The 6,765-nt window shown below is 69.9% G+C and carries 7 protein-coding genes and 1 pseudogene; 2 read left to right on the top strand and 6 right to left on the bottom strand.

The features are described 5' to 3' along the window. The 6 genes and pseudogenes from T398_RS14835 to T398_RS14810 all read right to left on the bottom strand — a co-directional run. Positions 1-464, bottom strand: a pseudogene (locus T398_RS14835) (type II secretion system F family protein); the annotation flags it as partial. A gap of 2 nt (positions 465-466) precedes the next feature. Then, positions 467-1,777, bottom strand: a complete 1,311-nt coding sequence (locus T398_RS14830; protein WP_496447498.1) for a TadA family conjugal transfer-associated ATPase — start codon at positions 1,775-1,777, stop codon at positions 467-469. Then, positions 1,774-2,511 carry a MinD/ParA family ATP-binding protein gene (locus T398_RS14825; RefSeq protein ID WP_496447496.1) on the bottom strand — a complete coding sequence of 246 codons (738 nt, stop codon included), beginning with the start codon at positions 2,509-2,511 and terminating at the stop codon, positions 1,774-1,776. The genes T398_RS14830 and T398_RS14825 overlap by 4 nt, the downstream gene beginning before the upstream one ends. Before the next feature lie 20 nt (positions 2,512-2,531). Beyond that, on the bottom strand, positions 2,532-3,209 hold the full coding sequence (locus tag T398_RS14820) for an SAF domain-containing protein (RefSeq protein WP_496447495.1): 678 nt from the start codon (positions 3,207-3,209) through the stop codon (positions 2,532-2,534). After that, the gene (locus T398_RS14815) at positions 3,206-4,072 is read right to left on the bottom strand and encodes a hypothetical protein (protein ID WP_496447494.1); all 867 of its coding nucleotides are present in this window, start codon (positions 4,070-4,072) and stop codon (positions 3,206-3,208) included. Before T398_RS14815 ends, T398_RS14820 begins: the two co-directional genes overlap by 4 nt. Further along, the gene (locus T398_RS14810) at positions 4,066-4,662 is read right to left on the bottom strand and encodes a hypothetical protein (RefSeq protein ID WP_496447493.1); all 597 of its coding nucleotides are present in this window, start codon (positions 4,660-4,662) and stop codon (positions 4,066-4,068) included. The genes T398_RS14815 and T398_RS14810 overlap by 7 nt, the downstream gene beginning before the upstream one ends. Positions 4,663-5,397: 735 nt before the next feature. Here T398_RS14810 and T398_RS14805 point away from each other — a divergent pair. Beyond that, positions 5,398-5,748 carry a winged helix-turn-helix transcriptional regulator gene (locus T398_RS14805; RefSeq protein ID WP_028193601.1) on the top strand — a complete coding sequence of 117 codons (351 nt, stop codon included), beginning with the start codon at positions 5,398-5,400 and terminating at the stop codon, positions 5,746-5,748. A 30-nt stretch (positions 5,749-5,778) separates the two neighbouring features. Then, the gene (locus T398_RS14800; RefSeq protein WP_496447490.1) at positions 5,779-6,483 is read left to right on the top strand and encodes a prepilin peptidase; all 705 of its coding nucleotides are present in this window, start codon (positions 5,779-5,781) and stop codon (positions 6,481-6,483) included. Positions 6,484-6,765 lie beyond the last annotated feature (282 nt).

Below are 6,765 nucleotides of genomic sequence, written 5' to 3'. Positions count from 1 at the left end.
GCGGCGAACGCGCGCAGCGCGTCGGGCAGCCGTGCTCCCCCGCGTACCGCCCCCGCGAGGGCCAGCACCTGGGGGCGGATGGGCTGCGGTGTTACCGGAGCGGTGGCGGTGATTGCCTGCTCCAGGCCGGCGGCCGAGGACAGGGTGTCGCGCAGCAGCTCGGCCCAGGTAGCGATCGCCTCGATCCGGGCGATCGCGCGGATGTGTTCCCGGTCGGGGCCGAGGACGCGGGGCAGCGCCCACACCGCGGCGGCAGTCAGCAGCGCCGCGACCGGCCAGCGGGTCAGTGCTGCCGCACCGAAGCCCGCCACGATGGCCGCGAGGAGGCGGGAACGGTCGGCCGAGGTCCACCGCCGCCGTGTCCGGGCGGCCGGGGTGCCGGGTGGGCGGCGGCGTAACCCGTCGGCGACGAGGATAAGGCCGGCGGCGCAGCCCAGGCCGAGCAGGATCGGCAGCAGATCCACGGTCACCACCGGTCCTGGACGAGGAGGCTGGGGTTGAGGCCGGCGGCGGTGAGCTCGTCGAGGGTGTCGGCGCGGACCGGCGCGGCCGGGATGGCGCGCCGGTCGGAGCCGGGGCGGTAGATCTCGTTGGAGGGGACCTGGGTGCCATCGGTCTCCAGGACCTGCCGGACAGACGACACGACACGGGTGCCGTCGGTAGCGACGTCCAGGTGGACGACGAAGTCGACGGCCTGGCCGATGAGTACGTTCGCGGCATCGAAGGTCAGCTTCTCCGGCGCCTGCATGACGTACATGGCCAGCCGGGTCAGCGCCTGCTTGCTGGAAGAGGCATGCAGGGTGCACATGCTGCCGTCGTTGCCCTGCGACATGGCCAGGAGCATGGGTACGGCCTCCGCGCCACGGGTCTCGCCGACAATTACCCGGTCCGGGCGCATTCGCAGGCCCCAGCGCACCATCGTGGACATGTCGATGCCACCGACGCCTTCGAGGTTCGGCTCCCGCTGCTGAAGTGCGGTGGTGTTCGGGTGCGCGTCGATGTCCTCGTCAAGGCCGAGTTCGTAGGCGTCCTCGACGGTGACTATCCGCTCGTTGGGGCTGATCGCGCCAGCGGCGGCCCGCAGCATGGTGGTCTTGCCTACGCCGACACCTCCGCAGATCACGATGTTCTTACGCGCCCGCACCAGCGCCCGGATGAGTTCCCGCAACCCCACCGTGATCTCCCCGCGATGCAGCAGGTCGTCCAGAGTCACCCGGTGCAGGGTGTTGCGGCGGATCGACAACGAGGGCCGTTTCGCTACCGCCATCACGGCGAACAGGCGTTGCCCGCCGGGCAGCCGCAGAGACAGGCCGGGGGAACCACGGTCGAAGCGGCGCTCCTCCTGCCCACTGCGCGCCGCCGCTATCCGCACAAGGTCGACCAAGTCGTCGTCAGAGCCGGCCACCGGCGGCACTCGCCGCACCTGCCCGTCGGTCGTGCGGATCCACACGTTGTCACAGCCGTTGACGAAGATGTCCTCTACCCGTGGGTCGTCGATTAACCTCTGCAGCCCGCCCAGGCCGGTGAAGCTGTCCCGCAAAGCGCGGGCCAGGGCCGCCTCGGCCTGCGGATTGAGCGGCGGCTGTCCGGCGGAGATGTCCTCGCGAGCGTGGACGACGAGTTCCTCGGCGATGTATCCCGCGAGCACCGCGTGGCGCTCACCGTCGGGAAGCTGCGCGCCGTGCACGGCCAGACGGTCGCTGACCCGAGCGCGCAGCCGCGCCAACACCTCCGGCGGCGCCGCGGTCGTGCCACCGTTGAGGGCCGTGGCGGTCACCGCGTGACCTCCAGCCCCGCACCGGCGAACTGTCCGCCGACCGCGACGGACGCGGCGAGGGCACGCAGCGCCTGGGCGAGGCGGGTACGGGTCCACGCCCGCCCTGTCATCCGCCCGGCGAGGACGCCCGCGCCCCATCGGTCGGTGGGCAACTGCGCCCACACCGGGACACCGAGGCGTCCACTGATCTCGGCCGGGGCGTAGGCGGACCTGCCGGAGACGGCCAGCCCGATACCACCTAGCCCGGCAGCCGCACGCAGCGCCGGCAGGCGGGTGTCCAGATGGTCCAGGTGCTCCGTTGACCCCCAGGTGACCAGCACGACTGCGTCAGCGGAGCGCAGCAGGTCCCAAGCCGGGCTGTGCGCGTATAGGCGGCCCGCGTCGGCGACCACCACCGACGGAGCCAACCGCGCGACCGCGTTGGCCTGGCCGGCGAGGACCGATACCGCCCCCGCGGCGGTCTCGGCCGCACCCGGCCCGACGAGGACGTGCAAGCCCAGCGGCACCTGCTGCACGTACGGCGCCGCCCCATCGGTGTTCTCACCATGCCGTGCCGCTGCCGCCAAGGACGCCAGACCCGGCTCCTGCGCCAGCCCGAACCGCGCAGCGACCACCCCACCGCCGGGATCAGCCTCTACCAGCAACGCCGGGTGCTCCGGCCACAACGCCGCCATCCCCAACGCCGTCGTTGACGCGCCCGGCGCGCCTGACACCGACGCCACCACCACCAACATCTCCCGCGCCTCCTCACATTTCATTGGGATGGGCCGAGTTGCACCAGCGACACGTCTCCCGGTGCCGCCGCGACCGCTTCCGCCGAATCCGCGGCGAGCAGCACCGTCACCAACTGCGTGCCCACCTGGTCCCCGCCCGCCGCCACGGACACCACCGTGGCCACCGCCCGGCGCACACCGTTGTTCTGCTGCGACGCCTGCTGTCCCCCCGCGGGCGGAGCGACCAGCACCACCACCCGCGACCCGGCGGTCAGGCTCGTCGGGGCCCGGCCCGGCTTGACCGGCACCGCGATCACCGCCTGCCCCGCCGCGGGCCACGCCGCCGGCCCGACTTGCGCCGACACCAGCAGGCTCCCCGCCGCCAGCGGCACCGCCGCCGAACGGCCGACGATCCCCCCACGCCGCTCGGCCGGCACGAGATCCAGTCCGGACGGGTTCGCCACCCGCACCACCCGCACATCGGCGTCGGCGATGACCTGACCCGCGTGTACGTCCCGCGCTACGGCGAGGAACTGCTCGTCAACGTGCCGGCGCAGATCCACCTGCCAAAACGTCACCACCGTCGCCAGGACCACCAGCAGCCCGGCGACCACCCGCCGCACGCTGCGCCGCCCCACCCGCCGCGTACCCGCGGACACCGGCGGCAGATCCGCGACGGCGGCATCCGCCGCGCGGGGACGATCCGTGGTGACGCTCATCGATCACCTCCGACGATCGCCTGGGACTCCGCCACCTGCACGGACACCGTTGAGGTCGTCGTGAGCGGGGCGAGAGTGCCGCCACTACCGGCACCAGACCAGGCGACAGACCACGTCACCGTCGCCCGCAGTCGGAACGCCGCCCCCGCCGCGGCAGCGGACGAGAAGGAGTAGGTATGCCCGCACGGCGACGACGCCTGTGGGTCCGTGCCCGGCCTCCACGGCTTGCCTGGACCAGCGCACGTCAGGTCATCGCTGCCGTCGCCGAAGGACCACACCACCTGCGTCGGTGTCGCGGTAGCGGTGACCGACACCCCTGGCACCGACGCGGTCGCCGACCGGGCACCCCACGTCGTCGGGTCCACCCACAGCCACACCGGCACCTGCACCAGCACGAACGGCGCCGTTGCGGGATTCGTGCGGATCTGCGGCGAGGGCAGGCGCAGCCGAGAACGTGCTGTCTGCGCCAACGCCGTTAGGTTCACCGCGGGGGCCTGGTCCAGCCACACCGGCACCTCCTGCGACCCAATCCCGTTGCCCACGCAGGTCCGCGAATACCAACCGCCGGCTGGGCCCTTACCCGGCGGGGGCGGGAAGTCCCCGTCGACTGGCGCCCAGTAGCAGCCGTCTTCGCCGCCGCTATCCGAGCCGTCATCGGACCCGCCGCTGCCCTGGTTGCCGCCGGTGGAGCCGCCAGGCCCGCCGGGGGTGCCGGCGCTAATCTCGCATTCGGGAGCCGACGGGTTCTGCGTGCAGTTGACCCCGCCGATGCCGCCGTCGGCATATCCCGGGCTTCCGGATGCCAGCACGATCGCTGCCGCGCCCGTGGCGATCAGGGATTGGGCGGTGCGACGCATCAGCACGACCCCACGTCCTGGACGCCGAAGCTGGTGACCTTCCAGCTGCCGGCCGCGAGGTTCGTGACCGTGGCCCGCGCACTCTGCCGGCCCCCGGGCACATCGTTGATCGGTTCGCCCGACAAGTTGTAGACCAGGAAGTTGCTGTCATCGATGCAGTCAGTGACTGTCACCGTCGCGGGTGAGGAGGTGAGCGCAACTTCGGCCGCCTGCGGGTTGAGGACGTACTCGCCCTTGAGTACCTGCTTCTTGCCCCGGTATGTGGCCAGGCCATTCCGCAACGTCTTCAGCGCGCCGTCGCTGGCGAACCTGCTGAGGTCAGGCTCGTCGGGGTTGGCAGTGAGGCCGGCCTTCGCGTACGCGGCCCACATGCCGCGGTACACGTCCAGCGCGGCGTCCTCGGCGACACCACGCGGATCCTGGCTGGGTATGGAAACAGTGACGGAGGCGGTGGGAGAAGGTTTTTGCCCGGTGCTCCCGGTCTCGCAAGCTCCCGCACCGGCTGCCAGGATCAGGCCGATCGCTGAGCCCGCCGCCCGAAGCTGGTGACTTCGTGATCGGATAGTGGAACTTCGCTGTCTGTTACGGCTCGTCATCTGCCGTCCCGCCTCCGAACGGTTCGTGGCGACAGCGATGCCTGGTCGCCCCGCTGTCGTGGAAGTTGCACGCACGAATGTCTGATCCACCTCTACACCCGACCCCCGTAGTTACCGCAACGTGCTTACCTCCCAGTGATTACTGCTAGGTGCTCACCCAGGGGTTACAGGTAATGTGAATTTTTCGGCTTCAATCCGGCAAGTCGATGTCGGACTCGTGAGGCTATGCCCACTGAGAGCGAATACTTTGGAAACCTCGAAAGGCTCTGGCGGTCGCGTACCATGAGCTTCGCTACCGAGGGTCCTCAGACCGCTGACCCTCGCCGAGGAGCTCCGCGTCGGCCCGCCGCCATTGCAAGTCTCTAGCGTTGAGTAGCCTGTAGCGGTCGCCGTTGGGGCGTTGGCGGAGCGGGTGAGGCAACCCGCGCTGTATTGCGGGCAGAGCTGTGCTGGCGTGCGGCGATCGGGCTTTGTGGCGCGAACCGCGCAAGGTGGTTTGGGGTCTGATCGTCACTGCAAGCGCGTACCGGCTGGCCAGCGTCGGGTGCGCGCTGGTGGGCATGTTGCATGCACTCACCAAGGGCGGCCGTCTCGTGTCCAGCACGCTCTCATCTCCATGAGATTCCTCAACGTCGTGAAGATCTTGGCTTGACTCAAGGTGAGTTTGTTGTTCACGTAGAGCAGTCGATCCCCTAGACTCGCCCTCTGGCCGACCTTGACGGGGAGGGCAGGCGGATGGACGACGACCTCCAGGACGCGCAAGACGCCATTAAACTGTGCGCACAGCGGTGGAGCCTGGAAATCCTTACGACCCTCGGCCAGCGGCCGATGCGATTCTCGGAGCTGCTGCGGGAGATCCGACCGGCGCCGAGTTCGAAATCACTCAATGACGCCCTGCGCCGTCTGCGCGACGGTGGCTTAGTGCACCACGTTGACGACGCAGGTGCCGGTACCTACACTCTCACCGCCGCCGGCACCCACCTGCTGCCGCTGCTTTCATCGTTCATGCGGGAAATACGGCGTTGGTCAGAGACCTACCGCGTCGGTTGCGTGCGGTCGACAGGTGCAGACGCGGCACCGGCGTAGGCCGAGGGTGCGCCCCGAAGGCCACAGCCGATGAATCCCGTAGCACTGGGGCTGGCGCTCTCCGGCGGCGCACTTGCCGGCCTGACGTTGCCGCACGCGTACACGTGGCTGGCGACCAAGCCGGCAGTAGCCGCGGGCCCGTCGAAGTTGGGCGTGGCCGAAGGGGACACCTCGGCGGCGGCCAGGAGCGTGCGAACAACGGTGGCCGTATCGGCGCTGTGCGGTATCGGGATGGCTGTCGCCTCCGTCGGCCTAGCCTGGCTTCTGCGCGACGCCCGCGGCGGCCTGCCCCTGCTGGGGGTCTGGTTGGTGGTGATGCACACCGGCGTGTTGCTCGCCGCCGTTGACGTTGCCCTCCGCAGGCTGCCTACGCCCGTGGTCAGTGTCGCTGCCCTGGCCGTCGGCGTTGTGCTGGCCGGTGAGGCAGCGATCACGGGCCGGGTCCGAATGCTGGTCACCGCCACGCTCGCTGCGGCTGCGCTTGGCGGCCTATACCTGGCTTTGGTCATCGTGGCAGGCAGCGGAATGGGCCTGGGCGACGTGCGGCTGGCCGCGCTGCTCGGTGCGGCATTGGGTGCCATCGGTTGGCCTGCGGTGTTCCTCGGCGGCCTACTGCCTTTCGTGCTCGCCGTACCCGAAGCGCTAGCACGCATGGCGCTGCGCCGTACGCACAGCATTGCCTTCGGTCCGTACCTGGTCGCCGGGGCGCTGATAGCGGCTGTGTTCTGTAGTTGATCAAATGCTGAGGACAGGCTCTATCGCGAGCGGACTGCGTGTAGATGGCGGGCCACTATGGGCTCTGTGGCCGAGGGGGCTGGAGATCGCTGATCGGCCGATCGGTGTCCTGATGCCCCATGCAGCTTCCGCTACGCTGATGTACGTCACTCCGGCTCTTGTTCCACGACAGCGTCGACCGGCCATACCGTCCCGGCGGCGCGTGGAGCCGCGACTGGTGGCGAGGCGGAGCAGGATAGAGGGGCGGCGTTGGCTAGCAGCTGTTTCGAGGAACGACGTGCC

This window comes from Salinispora goodfellowii (assembly GCF_059570675.1).
Note: the sequence above shows the minus strand (reverse complement) of the source record. Positions and strands in the feature narration are given on the sequence as shown.